The organism is Pseudomonas sp. NBRC 111132 (genome assembly GCF_001320565.1).
GTDB classification, from domain to species: Bacteria; Pseudomonadota; Gammaproteobacteria; order Pseudomonadales; family Pseudomonadaceae; genus Aquipseudomonas; species Aquipseudomonas putida_P.
On sequence record NZ_BCBI01000012.1, the window covers coordinates 1 to 15,807 of the forward strand.

Genomic DNA, 15,807 nt, shown 5'->3' on the forward strand with positions numbered 1-15,807 from the left:
CTCCCTGGCGGCATTACTCGCTGCCTGCTCCAGCCGTGCGCCTGCGCCGGCCCCTGTGGTACAGCCGCAGGTCACCTACAGCCAACCCAACCCTTCGCCGATTGCCGATGACGTGTTGATTCGCGCCATTGGGCTGGTGGGTACGCCTTATCGTTGGGGTGGCAATACACCGGATTCCGGTTTCGACTGCAGCGGCCTGATCAAATATGTGTACCGTGATGCTGCCGGCATCAGCCTGCCGCGTTCCACGCGAGAAATGATCGTCATGCGCGCGCCGACGGTTGACGCCAAGTCGCTGCAGTCCGGTGATCTGGTGTTCTTCGCCACCAGTGGTGGCTCGCAGGTCAGCCATGCCGGCATATATGTTGGGGAAGGGCGCTTCGTGCATGCCCCTTCCACCGGCGGTACCGTGCGCCTGGACTACCTGTCCAACAGCTACTGGGCCAAAGCCTACCTGCAGGCCAAGCGTGTGATCCCGCAAGGGCACCTCGCACAGAACCCCTGACAGCGCTTGGGGTGTGGCGTTGCAGGAGCCGCTGAGCGCGGTTCCTGCAGCGCAGGTTTTGTCCAGCCTTGCAGGTCTGGCCACCGCGTCACGCTTCGTGGCAGTGCACACCTACCGCTGATTCATGCCATGGCAAGACGATGATGCCTTCTTTGGGTGTCATCTGGAGTGGGCCATGAGCAAGATCGAAGAACAAACCCGTCATAGCCTTGAATTGGCTGATGCCGTGATCCCCTTGATCCGGCTGGTCGATGAAGTGCTGCACGCTTACCCTGATCCCTACCTGCTAGCGAGCAGGCACGCAGAGCAGATTGTGTTCAAACACACTGGCAAACGTGTGGATCCGCGGTTCGTCTGGTGGCACCAGTTCAATACCGAGAGTTCCAGCAGCCGCAGTTTCACGGGGTGGCAGCACAGAGGGCCGCCACAGAAGTCGCTGGTGCTTACCGAGCTGGTAGTAGAGCGGTTCGATGACTACTTTCAGGATGCTGTAGATGAGCTGGACCTGCGCGGCGGCTTCTATTGGCAGGGGCCTCACGCGGCTTTTTACGACGAGCGTAATGAAGTCCGCATGCTGGGTAGCGCGGTGCAGCAGGACCTGTGGGCACTGGATTTCGCATCACTCTACCGCGGAGAGGTCGAGCGTTTTTGGGCGGCTCACGAGAAGAGTTTTCGAGTACTGGCCAAAGTCAACCTGCTGGGTGAAGGAAGGCTTGCGCTGACTTGCCAGCGGATCTCGCAGTCGGACTGGCGACATCTGTGCGCCATGGTAAGCGAGACGCTTTCGGGCGTAGAGCTGCCCACCCTGCAGAAGTTGCGTCAGGACAATGACGAGCCTCCGCTCACGGTCGTTCGCTACGTGTTTGGCGAGGGAGACAGGGGCTGCCTGTTCACCTTCCACGCACAGGGTGGAAGGGTATTGGCGTACTTGCCTTGGCACGCTGAGGCGCTCAGGGCATTCGATTCCGAGCTGGAAATGGTCCGCTGGCTTGTGACGCGATGGCAAACGCCGCAGGCATTGGACAGCTTTATCGCGCAAGGGCATGGCAACCGGCACGATGCCGCCAGGCAGCAGTTGATCAAGGTGCACCTAAAAGGCATCGCTGACAGCCGTTCGGATGAGGCGGCGTTGATCGCGCTCAAGCTGTTCGAGCGTCCGCTCAATGGTAACTTCTTCACCTGCATCATAGAGCAGGCGCTCGACGAGATGCGCCGTAATGCGCAACTGATGCGTGATAACACAAGTTTGCGCAAGGCAATGCTCAGCGGTTATCTGTCAGCATTCATCGGCGTCTTCGGCGGCTTCGTTCCTTTGGGGTGGCCGATATCCCTGATGTTGCTCGGGGGGGTGTGGCGAAGGTCGCCCTGGATATTGATGAAGCCCTTAACGCGACAGACGCGCAATCGCGCATGAGTGCACTGCGTTCTGCAGTGCTCGACAGCGTGTTCGCAAGTTTCAACTTGTTGGATGTAACGACACAGCCAAGTCTGGGGAGTGTTTTGCGCCAGGCACCACCCCATGAAGTTGGTGTCGAGCTAGAGGTCTGGCAGGCCGATAGCAGTGCCACACGCTTAGTGGAGGGCGAGGAGACCAACGCGCTGGTGAGTGGTGAGTTGGGCGCGAGTGGACGCCTGCGTGGTGTTCGCATGACTGACGATGGCAAGTGCTGGATTACATTGAATGGTCTCACTTACCGGGTGCGATACAGTCATGAACTGGCCGTCTGGTTAGTGGTGCCCGTAAACAATCCCTATGCCTTCGTCCCGCTTAGGCCCGTGCGCTTGAACGCGGCGGGTGAGTGGGAGCTGCTGGGGCCTCCTCGGTTGCTGGGCGGCAGCCCTCCGGCGGTGGAAGGCATGCCAAGTGTTCCCTCGCCGTTCTGGGATACCTACACAGCCATTGATGACGCGTCGAGCACGCGGCTGGCCGAGCAGTCTCTACAGCGCCAGAAAGCATTGCTGGAGAAGTGGCCTGTCGCCGAGCTGCCTAATGGGCGGGCACCAGACCTGGACGAGCGTGGGCTGGATTGCGTCAAGGTTGATGGCTTGCCTCGCTATTCCTACCGCTACGGCCATGAGTACTTCAATTCGCTGGTCGAGTGGTACACCAGCAACGAGTCCACCGTGAACGATGTCATGCGCACCGGACGGTACCAGTACGGCGATGAAGACAGTTATATCAATGATCTGGCCGATAGCCTGGGGCGGCTACCCAAGAGCAACGAGGTTACCTTGTATCGCGGTGGGCACCGCTCGCGTGGTACCGGTGGCGAGTTCTATCGAAACGGCCATTTGCGGGTGGGTGATGTGCTGGTCAATACCGACCTGACTTCGTTCACCGAAAACCCGTACAAGGTTACCGAGTTCGCCTGCTTGCCCTTCGCCGGGGCGCCGGGCAGTTTGCCTGGGCTGTTCGACGACAGTTCGGTGGTGTTCGAGCTGGTGGCTGGGCGATATAGGGGGGCAACACCGATCAGCGCGTTTTCCATCTTCTGGCAGGAGGGTGAATCACTGATGTTGCCGGGTAACTACTTGCGCATCGAGGGCCTGGAGCAGGTGTATGGTGAGCATTATCGCTTTATCAAGGTGACGTTGGCCCAAACCGGAAAGCCTGTTTCCGGCCCGGTGTATGACTTGCGTACGGGGCTACTGTTCGATGTGGCCGCTTATCGGGCGCAGTTCCGTACGCCTGCGCTGGCGCAACGTTTTTTCCCGGCCTGATATCGGGTTTGTCATTCGGGACTGCTGTTTGGCCTGGTTTGAGCAGCAGTGCCCTGGTTCAATCGGGCCCTGGCGGTCATGCTTACTCGCCAGACTACATTGCCGACATCGTCGGCCACCAGTACACCACTGCGGCCATCATTGATCACGCCCACCGGTCGCCCCATCGCATTGTCCTCTCTATCCAGAAACCCGGTCAGCAGGTCGATGGGGGGGCCTGCAGGTTTGCCTGAGTGGTCGAATGGCACGAATATCACCTTGTAGCCACTGTGTGGTTTGCGGTTCCACGAACCATGCTGGCCTATCAGTGCGCCTTGTTCAAAGGGTGCTGGCAGTACGCCAGGCTCTATGAATGCCAGCCCTAGCGATGCGGTGTGCGGGCCGACGGCATAATCCGGTGTCAGTGCCTGGGCTACCTTCTGCGGGGCCTGTGGCTGCACTCGCTCGTCTACGTGTTGCCCGTAGTAGCTGTAGGGCCAGCCATAGAAACCACCTTCTTTGACGGATGTGATGTAGTCCGGCACCAGATCGCTGCCGATTTCGTCCCGTTCGTTGACCGCCGTCCACAAGGCGCCGCTGCGAGGCTCCCAGGCCATTCCGTTGGGGTTGCGCAGGCCGGTGGCGAACAGCCGATGATTGCCGCTTGCCGGGTCCACTTCCCAGATCGCGGCACGCGACTGTTCTTTGTCCAGGCCGTTTTCACCCACATTGCTGTTCGAGCCAACCGTCACATAAAGCTTTTGGCCGTTGGGGCTAGCGATTACGTTCTTGGTCCAGTGATGGTTCAGCGGCCCGCCGGGCAACTCGGTAACCAGGTGACCCTTTTCGGTGATCTGCATGGCGCCTGGTTCATAGTGAAAGCGCAGCAGCCTGTCGGTGTCGGCAACATATAGATTCTTGCCTACCAGCGTCATGCCGAAGGGGGAGTTGAGCCCCTCGATGAACGGGGTGCGGATTTCTGCCACACCATCATGGTCTGCATCGCGCAGCAGGGTGATGCGGTTGGCGCTGGGGGCGGTCGCACCGGCGCGCTTCATCGCCTTGCCCATGGCCCAGCCGCGAATACCCTTGCCATCTTCGGGCTTTGGGGGCGCGTTGGTTTCGGCTACCAGCACATCGCCGTTGGGCAGCAAGTAGAGCCAGCGTGGGTGGTCGAGGCCGCTGGCGAAAGCGGTGACCTGAGTGCCTGGTGCTGCGGTGGGCTTGCCGCCCTTTGGCCAGCCGACTGCGGGGGCGATGTTCACGGTGGGGATCAATGTCGTGACGGGGGCAGGCAACTCGGGTGTTGGCCCGCTGCCCTCGCTTACGTTCAACAGGGCCGTTTCGCCGCAGCCTGCCAGGCTGGCGGCGACTAACCAAGGCAACAGGCGGTTCATGGGCAGCGTCCTCTGAAGCAGGCCTATGGGATTGAGAGGGCGCGAGGGCGCGCAGGGTTCCGTCCCTTGGTCTTGCTCTTGCTTCGGCTTTTGCTTCAAAGCGCGCGATAGTCCAGGCGACGCAGATTGCGACTTCAGCGTTCGGCCTCCTGAAGTCGCGAAGATCAAGATAAAGATCAAGAGCATAAATAGCTGCAACACCCGCTTCGATTGACGCTCCCGGTGCAACCCTCTAACCTTCGCGCGTGTTTCAGGTGCCCTGCCAGCTTCGACTGGGCAGGGTGAAACTGGGAAGCCGGTGGGCGCCTGCATGGCGCGAATCCGGCGCTGCCCCCGCAACGGTAAGTGAGCAGAAGGCCGCGCAAGGCCACTGGATGCCAGCATCCGGGAAGGCGCGCAGGCCAGGGCCTAACGCCCACTCACAAGCCCGGAGACCGGCCTGTTACTGCCAACGGCATCACGGAGGGTGATGCGCGGTGCACCGTGGCGCCCTGCCATGGCCCCTGCGCGTTCTCCGTTTGCCTGCCTATTACCTGCCGCCGCGCGTTGCCGTGGTGCCAGCCAGCGGAGAACCCCATGAGCGAATCCACCGAACGCGACGAACGCCACCTGGCGCGCATGCAGCGCAAGAAGGCGGTCATCGACGAACGCATCGCCAATTCCCCCAACGAATGCGGCCTGCTGCTGGTGCTGACCGGCAACGGCAAAGGCAAGAGCAGCTCGGCCTTCGGCATGCTCGCACGCGCCCTGGGCCATGGCATGCAGTGCGGTGTGGTGCAGTTCATCAAAGGCCGCAACAGCACCGGCGAAGAACTGTTCTTCCGCCGCTTCCCCGAGCAAGTGCGCTACCACGTCATGGGCGAAGGCTTTACCTGGGAAACCCAGGACCGCCAGCGCGACATTGCTGCCGCTGAAGCCGCCTGGGCGGTGTCGCGCCAGTTGCTGCAAGACCCAAGTGTGCAGTTCGTGGTACTGGATGAGCTCAACATCGCCCTCAAGCATGGCTATCTCGACCTGGACCAGGTGCTGTCCGACATTCAGGCCCGCCCGCCGATGCAGCATGTGATCGTCACTGGCCGTGCGGCCAAGGATGAAATGATCGAACTGGCCGACACCGTGACCGAGATGGGCATGCTCAAGCACGCTTTCCAGGCCGGTATCCGCGCACAGAAGGGCGTCGAGCTGTGAGTCGATCGCGCCACTGCCCCGCCGTGCTGATCGCGGCACCAGCCTCTGGCCAGGGCAAGACCACTGTCACTGCTGCTCTGGCACGCTTGCACCGTAACCTCGGGCGTAAGGTGCGGGTGTTCAAGTGCGGGCCCGATTTTCTGGACCCGATGATTCTCGAGCGGGCCAGTGGCGCGCCGGTGTACCAGCTGGACCTGTGGATGATCGGTGCAGATGAAAGCCGTCGCCTGTTGTGGGACGCTGCCGGCGAGGCCGACCTGATCCTGATCGAAGGGGTGATGGGGCTGTTCGACGGCACCCCGTCCAGCGCCGACCTGGCCCGCCATTTCGGCGTACCGGTGCTGGCGGTGATCGACGGCACGGCCATGGCTCAGACATTCGGCGCCCTGGCTCTGGGCCTGGCGCGCTATCAGGCCGACCTGCCGTTCGCCGGCGTGCTGGCCAACCGGGTGGGCAGCCTGCGCCATGCGCAACTGCTGGAAGGCAGCCTGACCCAAGGGTTGCGCTGGTATGGCGGCTTGTCCCGCGAGCGTGGCATTGAGCTGCCTAGCCGCCACCTGGGGCTGGTGCAGGCCAGCGAGCTGAATGATCTGGAGGCCCGCCTGGATGCTGCTGCCGAGGCGCTGGGCGCCAGTTGCGACGCGGCTTTGCCGCCGCCGGTAACCTTTGCCGAGCCCGAACCGCAGGCCTGCTCTACCTCGTTGGCAGGTGTACGCATTGGCGTGGCGCGGGACGAGGCGTTTGCCTTCACCTATGGCGCCAACCTCGACCTGCTGCGCAACCTTGGCGCTCAGCTGGCGTTTTTCTCGCCGCTGCACGACCGCGAGCTGCCACCGGTAGACAGCCTGTACCTGCCGGGCGGCTACCCCGAACTGCATCACCACGCATTGGCCGCAAACGCACCGATGTGCGCAGCGATTCGCGCCCATCATGCGCAGGGCAAGCCGTTGCTGGCCGAGTGCGGTGGCATGCTGTACCTGCTCGATGCCCTGACTGACGTGGCAGGCGAACGTGCCGAGTTGCTGGGGCTGCTGCCGGGTGAGGCGAGCATGCAGAAGCGCCTGGCGGCCCTGGCGCTGCAGGCGGTGGAACTGCCGGAGGGTACCTTGCGCGGGCACACCTATCACCACTCGCTGACCAGCACTGCGCTGGAACCGATCGCTCGTGGCCTGAGCCCCAACGGCGGGCGGGGCAACGAAGCGGTGTATCGCCTGGGTCGGTTGACCGCTTCCTACGTGCACTTCTACTTCCCGTCCAACCCCGATGCGGCGGCGGCGCTGTTGCGACCATGAGCGAACACGCTTACAGCGACGCTGAACGCGCCGCGATCTACCGGGCCATCGGTGAGCGCCGCGACATGCGCCATTTTGCCGGTGGCCAGGTGGCGCCGGAGCTGCTTGCCCGCTTGCTTGCCGCCGCGCACCAGGCGCCCAGTGTCGGGCTCATGCAGCCGTGGCGCTTCATCCGGATTACCCAGCGAGACCTGCGCAGCCGCATCCAGGCCTTGGTAGAAGCGGAGCGTGTACGCACGGCTGAGGCATTGGGCGAGCGAGCCGATGACTTCATGAAACTGAAGGTAGAAGGCATCAACGACTGTGCCGAGCTGCTGGTGGCAGCCTTGATGGACAACCGCGAGCCGCACATTTTCGGCCGCCGTACCCTGCCGGAAATGGACCTGGCCTCGCTGGCCTGTGCCATCCAGAACCTATGGCTGGCTGCGCGTGGCGAAGGACTGGGGATGGGCTGGGTGTCGCTGTTCGACCCGCTTGCGCTGGCAGCGTTGCTGGGCATGCCGGCCGGGGCCAAGCCCGTTGCGGTGTTGTGCCTGGGGCCGGTCACCGAGTTCTACCCGGTGCCCATGCTGGTGCAGGAAAACTGGGCCCAAGAGCGGCCCTTGAGTGAAATGCTTTACGAAAACCAATGGGGAGAGCGTCAATGAGCGTGGCCTTGCTGACCGTGGCTGGGGTTGCCCTGGACGCCTTGCTGGGCGAACCGCAGCGGCGCCACCCTTTGGTGGCCTTCGGCAATATGGCCAGTAACCTTGAGCGTCGCCTGAATGCCGGCGGACGTGGCTGGCGCAGCCACGGCGTAAGTGCTTGGTTTCTGGCGGTGGTGCCGCTGACGTTGGTGGCACTGGTGCTGTCGTGGCTGCCGTACATCGGCTGGCTGGTGGACGTGCTGGCGCTGTATTGCGCCGTGGGGCTGCGCAGCCTGGGCGAGCATGTACTGCCGGTGGCCAACGCCTTGCGCCAGGGCGACCTGGAAGAGGCGAGGCGCCGGGTCGGTTACCTGGTCAGCCGCGAAACCCGCGAACTGGACGAGCCGGCGGTAGCTCGAGCAGCCACCGAGTCAGTGCTGGAGAACGGCAGCGACGCGGTGTTCGCCGCGTTGTTCTGGTTTGTGGTGGCGGGTGCGCCGGGTGTGGTGCTGTACCGCTTGAGCAATACGCTGGATGCCATGTGGGGCTACCGCAATGAACGCTTCGAACGTTTTGGCTGGTGCGCGGCGCGCATCGACGATGTGCTCAACTATGTACCCGCAAGGCTGGTGGCGCTGACCTACGCGCTACTGGGCAAGACCCGCCTGGCCCTGGCCTGCTGGCGCAAGCAAGGCCCGCTGTGGGACAGCCCCAATGCCGGCCCGGTGATGGCTGCCGGTGCCGGTGCGCTGGGCGTGGAGTTGGGTGGCCCGGCGGTGTACCACGGCGAGCTGCATGAGCGCCCACGCCTGGGCGAGGGGCCGATGGCCGATGCCGACGCCATCGAACGCGGCTGGGGCCTGGTGCAGCGCGGTGTGTGGCTGTGGCTGCTGGTGATCTGCCTGGGGGCTTATATCAATGCTTGAACACGGTGGTCGCCTGCTGCGCGCGGTGCGGCAATACGGTATCGCCCGTGAGCAGTGGCTCGACTTGTCCAGTGGCATTGCGCCCTGGCCGTTCCCGATTCCGTCGATTCCCGTCGATGCCTGGGCCCGCCTGCCGGAGACCGAGGACGGCCTGGAAGACGCCGCGCGCGCGTTTTACGGCACCCGCCAGCTGCTGCCGGTAGCCGGCTCGCAGGCCGCGATCCAGGCCTTGCCGCTGCTGCGCACAGCGGGCCGGGTAGGCGTGCTGACGCCGTGCTATGCCGAGCACCCGTATGCCTGGCAACGGGCGGGCCACCAACTGCTTGAGCTGGATGAAGCGCAGGTCGAGGCGACGCTCGACAGCCTCGATGTGCTGGTGTTGGTCAACCCCAACAACCCGACCGGCCGCCGGGTATCGCGCGAACGCCTGCTGGCTTGGCATGCTCGCCTGGCTGCTCGTGGTGGCTGGCTGCTGGTCGACGAAGCCTTCATGGACAACACCCCGGCAGACAGCGTGGTGGATTGCGCCGAACGGCCGGGCCTGATCGTGCTGCGCTCGTTCGGCAAGTTCTTCGGCCTGGCCGGGGTGCGCCTGGGCTTTGTCGTGGCTGAGCACAGCCTGCTGCTACGCCTGGCCGAGTTGCTCGGCCCGTGGACCGTCAACGGCCCGACCCGGGTGCTGGCCCAGGCTAGCCTGGCTGACCAAGCCGCCCAGCGCCAGCAAACCGAGCGCTGTGCTGCCGTCAGCCAGCGGCTTGCGGCAATATTGTGCAGTGCCGGCCTGGTGCCCAGCGGTGGCTGCGACCTGTTCCAGTACGTGCGCAGCGAGCATGCGGCACAACTGCACGACTTTCTCGCCCGTCGCGGCATTCTGGTGCGCCTGTTCGAACAACCAGCGGCGGTGCGCCTGGGGCTGCCGGCTTGCGCCGCGGACGAACAGCGCCTGGCCCAGGCCCTGTCGGCTTATCAAAAGGAAACGGCATGACCACTCTCATGGTGCAAGGCACCACCTCCGATGCCGGCAAGAGCACGCTGGTGACCGCGCTGTGCCGCTGGCTGCTGCGCCAGGGTGTCGGTGTGGTGCCCTTCAAGCCGCAGAACATGGCGCTCAATAGCGCAGTGACCGCCGATGGCGGTGAAATCGGCCGTGCTCAAGCAGTCCAAGCTCAGGCTTGCCGGCTGGCACCCCATACCGACATGAACCCTGTATTGCTCAAGCCCAATAGCGATACCGGTGCCCAGGTGATCATTCATGGCCGCGCAGTCACCAGCATGAATGCAGTGGCCTACCACGACTACAAGGCCACGGCCATGCAGGCAGTGCTGGCATCGCACCAGCGCCTGAGCGCCGCGTACCCGGTGGTCATGGTCGAGGGCGCAGGCTCGCCGGCAGAGATCAACTTGCGTGCCGGCGACATCGCCAACATGGGTTTTGCCGAAGCGGTGGACTGCCCGGTGATCCTGGTCGCCGACATCAACCGTGGCGGTGTGTTCGCCCATCTTGTGGGCACGCTGGAATTGCTGTCGCCCAGTGAGCAGGCGCGGGTCAAAGGTTTTGTGATCAACCGCTTCCGTGGCGATATCGCCTTGCTGCAACCGGGGCTGGACTGGCTGGAGCAACGCACCGGCAAGCCGGTACTGGGCGTACTGCCCTACGTCACCGACCTGCATCTGGAAGCCGAAGACGGTATTGATGTGCGCCAGGGCGCCAAGCTCGCGCGTGTACTCAAGGTGATCGTGCCGGTACTGCCGCGCATCAGCAACCACACCGACTTCGACCCGCTGCGCCTGCACCCGCAGGTAGACCTGCAGTTCATCGGCCCAGGCCAGCCGATTCCGGCTGCCGACCTGATCATCCTGCCGGGCTCCAAGAGTGTGCGCGGTGACCTGGCACAGCTGCGCGAGCGCGGTTGGGACAAGGCCATCGAGCGGCACCTGCGCTATGGTGGCAAGCTGATCGGTATCTGCGGTGGCTTGCAGATGCTCGGGCGCCAAGTGCATGACCCACTGGGGCTGGAAGGGGCCGCCGGCTCAAGCCAGGGGCTCGGCTTGCTTGACTACGCCACGGTGCTTGAAGCCGAGAAGCAACTGCGCAACGTTGCCGGCACACTGAACCTTGAAGCTGCAGCGGTTGCCGGTTATGAAATTCATGCCGGGGTCACCTCGGGTCCAGCCCTTGAGCGACCTGCCGTGCAACTGGCCGATGGCCGCTGTGATGGCGCTGTCAGCGCGGATGGCCAGATCCTCGCCACCTACCTGCACGGTTTGTTCGAAGGCAGCCAGTCGTGTGCCGCGCTGCTGCGCTGGGCCGGGCTGGAGGATGTGCAGGCGATCGACTACGAAGCGTTGCGCGAACGCGACATCGAGCGCCTGGCCGACCTGGTGGAAAAGCACCTGGACACCGCGCTGTTGCGCCAACTGTGCGGGGTGGCCTGACATGCGCAACCTGATCCTCGGCGGCGCCCGGTCCGGCAAGAGCCGGCTGGCCGAACAGCTGGCCAGCGCCAGTGGCCTGCCAGTGACCTACATCGCCACCAGCCAACCGCTGGATGGTGAAATGAACGAACGCGTGTTGCTGCATCGCCAACGTCGCCCCGATGACTGGGGGTTGATCGAAGAACCCCTGGCCTTGGCCGCGGTGCTGCGCGCCGAAGCGGCCGAAGGGCGATGCCTGCTGGTGGATTGCCTGACCCTGTGGTTGACCAACCTGCTGATGCTGGAAGACGACCAGCGCCTGGCCGAGGAGCGTGATGCCCTGCTGGCCTGCCTGGAGCAGTTGCCTGGCACCCTTGTCCTGGTCAGTAACGAAACCGGCCTGGGCGTCGTGCCCATGGGCGAGCTGACCCGGCGCTATGTCGACCTGGCCGGCTGGCTGCACCAAACCGTGGCCGAACGCTGTCAGCGCGTCGTGCTGACCGTGGCCGGCCTGCCTTTAATGCTCAAAGGACCTGCACTATGACCCAAGTCTGGTGGCGTGACGCCTGCCATCCCCTCGACAACGCCGCCATGGACCAGGCCCGCGCCCGTCAGCAGCAACTGACCAAACCTGCCGGCTCACTCGGCCAACTGGAGGGCTTGGCTATCCAGTTGGCAGGCCTGCAAGGGTGTGAGCGGCCGATCCTGGATCAGGTCGCAATTACCATTTTTGCCGGCGACCACGGGGTGGTCGAAGAAGGCATCTCGGCCTACCCGCAGGCGGTGACCGGGCAGATGCTGCGTAACTTCGTCGGCGGCGGTGCGGCGATCAGTGTACTGGCGCGGCAACTGCAAGCCAGCCTGGAAGTGGTCGACCTGGGCACCATCGACGCGCAGTTGGAGCTGCCCGGTGTGCGCCATCTGCGCCTGGGCGCCGGCACCGCCAACTTTGCCTGCCAGCCCGCGATGACCGAGAACCAGTTGCAAGCAGCCTTGCAGGCCGGCCGCGACAGCGCCCTGCGCGCCGCTGAACAGGGTGCTCAGCTGTTCATCGGTGGCGAGATGGGCATCGGCAACACCACGGCCGCCGCAGCCCTGGCCAGCGTCCTGCTGAGCTGCCCGGCGGCACAGCTGAGCGGCCCAGGCACTGGGCTGGACAATGCCGGCGTGCGGCACAAGGCCGAGGTCATCGAGCGGGCGCTGCGCCTGCACGGCCTGCGTGCTGAAGACCCGTTGCAGGCGCTGGGCTGTGTTGGCGGATTCGAGATAGCGGCGTTGGCTGGCGCCTACATCGGCTGCGCGCAGGCGGGTGTTGCGGTGCTGGTGGATGGTTTCATCTGCAGTGTCGCCGCGTTGGTGGCAGTGCATCTTAACCCGCAGTGCCGGGCCTGGCTGCTGTTCGCCCACCAGGGTGCCGAGCCTGGGCACAAGGCCTTGCTGGCTGCGCTGCAGGCCGAGCCGTTGCTGGCCCTGGGCCTGCGCCTGGGCGAGGGCAGTGGTGCTGCCCTGGCGGTGCCGCTGCTGCGCCTGGCCTGTGCGCTGCATGGGCAAATGGCGACCTTTGCCGAGGCCGCGGTGGCGGACCGCCCGGCATGATCCTCGACCTGCTGCGCCATGGTGAAACGGAACAGGGCGGCCTGCGCGGCAGCCTTGACGATGCCCTGACCGACAAGGGGTGGGCGCAAATGCGCAGTGCCGTGGCCGAGGCCGGCCCGTGGCAGGTTTTGGTCAGCTCGCCGCTGCAGCGCTGTGCGCGGTTCGCCGATGAGCTGGGCGCGCGGTTGAACGTGCCGGTGCAGCGTGAGCCTGCCCTGCAAGAGCTGCATTTCGGCGATTGGGAGGGGCGTAGCGCCGCGCAGATCATGGAGGACCAGGCCGACGCGCTTGGGCGGTTCTGGGCGGACCCTTACGCCTTCACACCGCCCAACGGCGAGCCGGTCGAGGCGTTTGCCGAACGGGTGCTGGCAGCTGTCGAGCGTTTGCACCTTCAACATGCCGGCAAGCGCGTGCTGTTGGTCACCCATGGCGGGGTAATGCGGTTGTTGCTGGCGCGTGCCCGGGGTTTGCCGAGGGAACAATTGCTGCAGGTCGAAGTCGGGCATGGCGCGTTGATGCGCCTGGTGCCGGGTGTTGACGGGCAGTTGGTCGAGGCCCGCTGAGATGCTGCCTTTCTTGATCGCCTTGCAGTTTCTCAGCAGCCTGCCGGTGAGCTTGCCGGGCATGCCGGCAGCGCGTGAGGTGGGGCGTTCGCTGCTGTACTACCCGCTGGTCGGGCTGCTGTTCGGGCTGCTGTTGTGGTTGGCCAGCCATCTGCTGCAAGGTACACCGGCGCCGCTGCATGCGGCGTTGCTGCTGACAGCGTGGGTGCTGCTCAGTGGCGCCTTGCACCTGGATGGCCTGGCGGACAGCGCAGACGCCTGGTTGGGTGGCTTCGGCGACCGTGAACGCACCCTGCAGATCATGAAGGACCCGCGCAGCGGGCCGATTGCCGTGGTCACCCTGGTGCTGGTGCTGTTGTTGAAGTTTTGCGCCTTATGGGTGCTGGTCGAGCAGGGTGTCGGGGCGCAATTGCTGCTGGCGCCGTTGATCGGGCGAACGGCAATGTTGGGGTTGTTCCTTTGCACGCCGTATGTGCGACCCGGTGGGTTGGGGCAGGCGCTGGCCGAACATCTGCCCCGGCGTGCTGCCGGGTGGGTGTTGCTGTGTTGTGCGCTTTTCTGCCTGCTCTTGGGCGGATGGGTAGTGCTGCTGGCGGTGGCGGTGTTTGCCTGGCTGCGACATCTGATGTACCGACGGCTGGGTGGGGCCACTGGGGATACTGCCGGCGCGCTGCTCGAGTTACTCGAATTGGCGGTGGTGCTGGGGTTGGCCTTGGGCCTCTGAAGCCTTTTCAGGCCTACGCAGATATGAAATTTCTTGCAACATCTAAGGTGCGGGTATATACACGTATCCATGCTGACCAGTGAATGCATCTGTACCCATCTGCGTCGTGCCGCCCGTGGGGTGAGCCGGCATTACGACGAAGCCCTCTCCGGCTTCGGGGTCAATGTTGCGCAGTTTTCCTTGCTGAGACACCTGCAACGGCTCGACCGCCCCAGTATCACCGCCTTGGCCGAGGCCATGGGCCTGGAGCGCAGTACCCTAGGCCGCAACCTGCGGGTGCTGGAGGCGGAAGGGCTGGTGGCCCTGGCTGATGGCGACGACCAGCGTAACCGTGTGGTGCTGTTGACCGAGGCCGGTACGCAGCTGCTGCGTGCTGCGTATCCGGCCTGGGAACAAGCCCAGATCAAGCTGGTGGAGCGGTTGGGCGAAGGGCCGCGGGATGAACTGGTGCGTTTGCTGGACCAACTGGCGTGAATTGATACGACTATAAGCGGGTATATACCCGCAAAAACCTTGCGATGTGCTGGAGAAAACGACAATGACTTCGGTGTGGCGAACCAGCGGGTGGGTATTGGTGGGGGCGGCCTTGATCCTGGCGCTGTCCCTGGGTGTGCGGCACGGCTTTGGTTTGTTCCTGGCGCCGATGAGCGCCGATTTTGGTTGGGGGCGGGAGGTGTTCGCCTTTGCCATTGCCTTGCAGAACCTGGTCTGGGGGCTGGCGCAACCATTCGCCGGTGCCTTGGCCGACCGTATGGGCGCAGCGCGGGTGGTGATCATCGGTGGCATTCTCTACGCCATCGGCTTGGTCTTCATGGGCATGGCCGACTCCGCCTGGTCGTTGTCGCTCAGTGCCGGCTTGCTGATTGGCATCGGCCTGTCTGGCACATCGTTTTCGGTCATCCTCGGCGTGGTCGGGCGTGCCGTACCGGCAGAGAAGCGCAGCATGGCCATGGGCATTGCCAGCGCCGCCGGTTCGTTTGGCCAGTTCGCCATGCTGCCGGGCACCCTCGGCCTGATCCAGTGGCTGGGGTGGTCCGCAGCCTTGCTGGTGCTGGGCCTGATGGTGGCGTTTATCGTGCCCTTCGTCGGCCTGCTGCGCGACCGCCCGTTGCCCAGCCATGGTGCCGAGCAGACCCTGGGCCAGGCGCTGCGCGAAGCATGTTCCCATCCTGGGTTCTGGTTGCTGGCACTGGGCTTCTTCGTTTGCGGCTTCCAGGTGGTGTTCATCGGGGTGCACCTGCCGGCCTACCTGGTTGATCAGCACCTGGCTGCGACCACCGGTACCACGGTGCTGGCGTTGGTTGGCCTGTTCAATATCGTCGGAACCTTCACTGCTGGCTGGTTGGGCGGGCGCATGTCCAAGCCGCGCCTGCTGACCGGGCTGTACCTGCTGCGAGCGGTGGTGATCGTGCTATTCCTGTGGGCGCCGGTAAGCGAGTTCAGTGCTTATCTGTTCGGCATCGCCATGGGCCTGTTGTGGCTGTCCACGGTGCCGCTGACCAATGGCACCGTGGCCACGGTATTCGGGGTGCGTAACCTGTCCATGCTCGGCGGTATCGTGTTCTTGTTCCACCAGTTGGGTGCGTTCTTGGGCGGCTGGTTGGGTGGGGTGGTGTATGACCGCACCGGCAGCTACGACCTGGTTTGGCAGATTTCCATCCTGCTCAGCCTGCTGGCCGCAGCCCTCAACTGGCCGGTGCGCGAACGCCCGGTCGCCCGCCTGCAGGCCCAGGCCGCATGAACCGCTACCTGGCCCGTGGGCTGCTGGCCATCGCCGCCCTGCTGCTGCTGGCACTGGTGTGGTGGGGCTGGCATCAAGGTGGGATGGCGCTGATGCAACTGGGCATGAGTGTTTGTTAGGCGCTACCCTGCAAG

Annotated in this window: 17 protein-coding genes and 1 riboswitch; of the genes, 16 read left to right on the forward strand and 1 reads right to left on the reverse strand. The window is 64.3% G+C overall.

Going from position 1 to position 15,807, the window contains the following annotated elements:
• From APH35_RS07965 to APH35_RS29290, 3 genes are all read left to right on the forward strand, one after another.
• Positions 1-505, forward strand: a 505-nt coding sequence (locus APH35_RS07965) for a C40 family peptidase (protein ID WP_256213728.1), incomplete at its 5' end; no start/stop codon positions are given.
• 175 nt (positions 506-680) lie between these two features.
• Entirely contained in the window at positions 681-1,919 is a 1,239-nt protein-coding gene (locus APH35_RS29285) for a dermonecrotic toxin domain-containing protein (RefSeq protein WP_256213729.1), read from the forward strand.
• Positions 1,916-3,226 (forward strand): hypothetical protein, encoded by a 1,311-nt coding sequence (locus APH35_RS29290; protein ID WP_256213730.1) that lies wholly within the window; start codon positions 1,916-1,918, stop codon positions 3,224-3,226. The genes APH35_RS29285 and APH35_RS29290 overlap by 4 nt, the downstream gene beginning before the upstream one ends.
• A gap of 11 nt (positions 3,227-3,237) precedes the next feature.
• Here APH35_RS29290 and APH35_RS07975 read toward each other — a convergent pair whose 3' ends face one another.
• On the reverse strand, positions 3,238-4,602 hold the full coding sequence (locus APH35_RS07975) for a PQQ-dependent sugar dehydrogenase (RefSeq protein WP_060514518.1): 1,365 nt from the start codon (positions 4,600-4,602) through the stop codon (positions 3,238-3,240).
• Between the two features lie 235 nt (positions 4,603-4,837).
• A riboswitch (cobalamin riboswitch) is annotated at positions 4,838-5,059 on the forward strand.
• 119 nt (positions 5,060-5,178) lie between these two features.
• Between APH35_RS07975 and cobO the strand changes: the two genes are divergently transcribed.
• The 13 genes from cobO to APH35_RS29295 all read left to right on the forward strand — a co-directional run bounded on the left by cobO (position 5,179) and on the right by APH35_RS29295 (position 15,792).
• Positions 5,179-5,790: a cob(I)yrinic acid a,c-diamide adenosyltransferase gene (cobO, locus tag APH35_RS07980; RefSeq protein WP_012270953.1), complete on the forward strand. Its 612-nt coding sequence runs from the start codon at positions 5,179-5,181 to the stop codon at positions 5,788-5,790.
• Positions 5,787-7,082, forward strand: coding sequence for a cobyrinate a,c-diamide synthase (locus tag APH35_RS07985; protein ID WP_060494392.1), 1,296 nt, complete (start codon positions 5,787-5,789; stop codon positions 7,080-7,082). Before cobO ends, APH35_RS07985 begins: the two co-directional genes overlap by 4 nt.
• Positions 7,079-7,729: a 5,6-dimethylbenzimidazole synthase gene (gene bluB / locus APH35_RS07990; protein ID WP_012270955.1), complete on the forward strand. Its 651-nt coding sequence runs from the start codon at positions 7,079-7,081 to the stop codon at positions 7,727-7,729. Before APH35_RS07985 ends, bluB begins: the two co-directional genes overlap by 4 nt.
• On the forward strand, positions 7,726-8,634 hold the full coding sequence (gene cbiB, locus APH35_RS07995) for an adenosylcobinamide-phosphate synthase CbiB (RefSeq protein ID WP_012270956.1): 909 nt from the start codon (positions 7,726-7,728) through the stop codon (positions 8,632-8,634). The genes bluB and cbiB overlap by 4 nt, the downstream gene beginning before the upstream one ends.
• Complete coding sequence (gene cobD / locus APH35_RS08000) at positions 8,627-9,619, forward strand: threonine-phosphate decarboxylase CobD (protein WP_060514519.1); 993 nt, start codon at positions 8,627-8,629, stop codon at positions 9,617-9,619. Before cbiB ends, cobD begins: the two co-directional genes overlap by 8 nt.
• Positions 9,616-11,070: a cobyric acid synthase gene (locus APH35_RS08005; RefSeq protein ID WP_012270958.1), complete on the forward strand. Its 1,455-nt coding sequence runs from the start codon at positions 9,616-9,618 to the stop codon at positions 11,068-11,070. Before cobD ends, APH35_RS08005 begins: the two co-directional genes overlap by 4 nt.
• Before the next feature lies 1 nt (position 11,071).
• Positions 11,072-11,593 carry a bifunctional adenosylcobinamide kinase/adenosylcobinamide-phosphate guanylyltransferase gene (gene cobU / locus APH35_RS08010; protein ID WP_060494396.1) on the forward strand — a complete coding sequence of 174 codons (522 nt, stop codon included), beginning with the start codon at positions 11,072-11,074 and terminating at the stop codon, positions 11,591-11,593.
• Complete coding sequence (gene cobT / locus APH35_RS08015; RefSeq protein WP_060494390.1) at positions 11,590-12,645, forward strand: nicotinate-nucleotide--dimethylbenzimidazole phosphoribosyltransferase; 1,056 nt, start codon at positions 11,590-11,592, stop codon at positions 12,643-12,645. The genes cobU and cobT overlap by 4 nt, the downstream gene beginning before the upstream one ends.
• Positions 12,642-13,208, forward strand: coding sequence for an alpha-ribazole phosphatase family protein (gene cobC / locus APH35_RS08020; protein WP_060514520.1), 567 nt, complete (start codon positions 12,642-12,644; stop codon positions 13,206-13,208). Before cobT ends, cobC begins: the two co-directional genes overlap by 4 nt.
• A gap of 1 nt (position 13,209) precedes the next feature.
• On the forward strand, positions 13,210-13,932 hold the full coding sequence (locus APH35_RS08025) for an adenosylcobinamide-GDP ribazoletransferase (protein ID WP_012270962.1): 723 nt from the start codon (positions 13,210-13,212) through the stop codon (positions 13,930-13,932).
• Positions 13,933-14,001: 69 nt separating this feature from the next.
• Positions 14,002-14,406, forward strand: a complete 405-nt coding sequence (locus tag APH35_RS08030) for a MarR family winged helix-turn-helix transcriptional regulator (protein ID WP_060514521.1) — start codon at positions 14,002-14,004, stop codon at positions 14,404-14,406.
• 64 nt (positions 14,407-14,470) lie between these two features.
• Positions 14,471-15,673 (forward strand): MFS transporter, encoded by a 1,203-nt coding sequence (locus APH35_RS08035; RefSeq protein WP_012270964.1) that lies wholly within the window; start codon positions 14,471-14,473, stop codon positions 15,671-15,673.
• A complete protein-coding gene (locus APH35_RS29295; protein WP_012270965.1) occupies positions 15,670-15,792 on the forward strand; it encodes a hypothetical protein in 123 nt (40 codons plus the stop codon). The genes APH35_RS08035 and APH35_RS29295 overlap by 4 nt, the downstream gene beginning before the upstream one ends.
• The last annotated feature ends 15 nt before the right edge of the window (positions 15,793-15,807 follow it).

Excerpts from the sequence above, each read along its gene's own strand:
- APH35_RS29285 (WP_256213729.1), top strand. The coding sequence starts at position 681 with ATGAGCAAGATCGAAGAACAAACCCGTCATAGCCTTGAATTGGCTGAT.
- APH35_RS29290 (WP_256213730.1), top strand. The coding sequence starts at position 1,916 with ATGAGTGCACTGCGTTCTGCAGTGCTCGACAGCGTGTTCGCAAGTTTC.
- APH35_RS07975 (WP_060514518.1), bottom strand. The coding sequence starts at position 4,602 with ATGAACCGCCTGTTGCCTTGGTTAGTCGCCGCCAGCCTGGCAGGCTGC.
- cobO (WP_012270953.1), top strand. The coding sequence starts at position 5,179 with ATGAGCGAATCCACCGAACGCGACGAACGCCACCTGGCGCGCATGCAG.
- bluB (WP_012270955.1), top strand. The coding sequence starts at position 7,079 with ATGAGCGAACACGCTTACAGCGACGCTGAACGCGCCGCGATCTACCGG.
- cbiB (WP_012270956.1), top strand. The coding sequence starts at position 7,726 with ATGAGCGTGGCCTTGCTGACCGTGGCTGGGGTTGCCCTGGACGCCTTG.
- cobD (WP_060514519.1), top strand. The coding sequence starts at position 8,627 with ATGCTTGAACACGGTGGTCGCCTGCTGCGCGCGGTGCGGCAATACGGT.
- APH35_RS08005 (WP_012270958.1), top strand. The coding sequence starts at position 9,616 with ATGACCACTCTCATGGTGCAAGGCACCACCTCCGATGCCGGCAAGAGC.
- cobU (WP_060494396.1), top strand. The coding sequence starts at position 11,072 with ATGCGCAACCTGATCCTCGGCGGCGCCCGGTCCGGCAAGAGCCGGCTG.
- cobT (WP_060494390.1), top strand. The coding sequence starts at position 11,590 with ATGACCCAAGTCTGGTGGCGTGACGCCTGCCATCCCCTCGACAACGCC.
- cobC (WP_060514520.1), top strand. The coding sequence starts at position 12,642 with ATGATCCTCGACCTGCTGCGCCATGGTGAAACGGAACAGGGCGGCCTG.
- APH35_RS08025 (WP_012270962.1), top strand. The coding sequence starts at position 13,210 with ATGCTGCCTTTCTTGATCGCCTTGCAGTTTCTCAGCAGCCTGCCGGTG.
- APH35_RS08030 (WP_060514521.1), top strand. The coding sequence starts at position 14,002 with ATGCTGACCAGTGAATGCATCTGTACCCATCTGCGTCGTGCCGCCCGT.
- APH35_RS08035 (WP_012270964.1), top strand. The coding sequence starts at position 14,471 with ATGACTTCGGTGTGGCGAACCAGCGGGTGGGTATTGGTGGGGGCGGCC.
- APH35_RS29295 (WP_012270965.1), top strand. The coding sequence starts at position 15,670 with ATGAACCGCTACCTGGCCCGTGGGCTGCTGGCCATCGCCGCCCTGCTG.